Genomic DNA, 503 nt, shown 5'->3' on the forward strand with positions numbered 1-503 from the left:
TCATGGTGTGATCCGGGGCGAATATCAGTGAAACAATACCCGGTATCGATAGCTGCGGGAGCCGAATTGGTCGAGGGTCCGTATAAAGCGGAAACCTTCCCTGTGAGGGTCGAAGACTCATACCTGGTCGTCGATCTGTGAAGATCGACCCCATCCATCGCGAGATGGCAGAGTTCCTGGAAACGAGGCATTTATGCTCCACAAGCCGACATCGGTAATCGATTGCGATATTCATCCCGCAGTGCCGGGAAACGATGCTCTGATCCCCTATATGGACGAGTATTGGCAGGAGCAATTTATCAGCCGCGCGATCGGCGAGATGGATCTGGCCAGCTATCCGCCGAGCGCGCCCCTGTCATGCCGTCCGGACTGGCGGCAAGATGGTGAAAAGCCGGGCGTCAGCCTCGCTCGCTGTCGAGAACAGGCGCTGGATAAATTCAATTGCGAGATCGCAATCTGTAATCCGCTCTATGGCGGTCAAGTCGCGGCAAGTGGTTTGATGG

The 503-nt window shown here is 55.7% G+C and carries 1 pseudogene; it reads left to right on the top strand.

The annotated features are described in order from the left end of the window. Positions 1-193: 193 nt before the first annotated feature. A pseudogene (locus NKJ08_RS38915) lies at positions 194-503 on the top strand (amidohydrolase family protein); the annotation flags it as partial.

The organism is Mesorhizobium sp. M0244 (assembly GCF_040321795.1).
Classification (GTDB): domain Bacteria; phylum Pseudomonadota; class Alphaproteobacteria; order Rhizobiales; family Rhizobiaceae; genus Mesorhizobium.